Source organism: Oleiphilus sp. HI0125 (assembly GCF_001635355.1).
The window spans coordinates 1-565 of record NZ_LWGF01001220.1 but is presented as its reverse complement, the minus strand read 5'-3'; the positions used below and the strand labels follow the sequence as shown (position 1 = coordinate 565).

Here is a 565-nt window from a genome sequence, read left to right as displayed (position 1 = left end):
AAAAGTGGAGGGAAATAAATTACGTGAGAGGTAATATTTTTGAGTTTGAGTTTGAGCTTTAATGGCTGGGGTCAGAGTGAAAGCACTCTGACCCCAATCTAGGCCTACAAAATTTGAGAGCTAGACTAGTCGTTTAACTTCTTCGCGAGAATTTCGTTAAACAGTTTCGGGTTACCTTGACCTTTAGACGCTTTCATTAATGGGCCCATAAAGCTTCCCATCAATTTCTTACGTTTCTTTTCGTCGGCTGCTTTGTACTGCGCGATTTGATCAGCCATACCTGCAAGCACTTCATCAACCATTGCTTCAAGAGCACCCGTATCAGACACCTGCTTCAAGCCTTCTGCATCGATGATTTGATCCACGTCTGAACATTTTTGGCTCCATAGTTTCTCAAATACTTTCTTAGCGCCCGAAGAAGAAACGGTGTTGTCCTTCACGCGTAGCACTAATTGACCTAATGCTTCACCAGAAATAGGTGCATTGGCTGCGCTAACATCATCTGCGTTTAAGCGAGCACTGAATTCACCCATTACCCAGTTAGCAGAAAGTTTTGCATCGCCTG

General features: G+C 43.7%; 1 pseudogene. It reads right to left on the bottom strand.

Features of this window, described 5'->3' with window-relative positions:
* Nucleotides 1-125: 125 nt before the first annotated feature.
* Nucleotides 126-565: pseudogene (gene gatB / locus A3762_RS21210) on the bottom strand (Asp-tRNA(Asn)/Glu-tRNA(Gln) amidotransferase GatCAB subunit B); the annotation flags it as partial.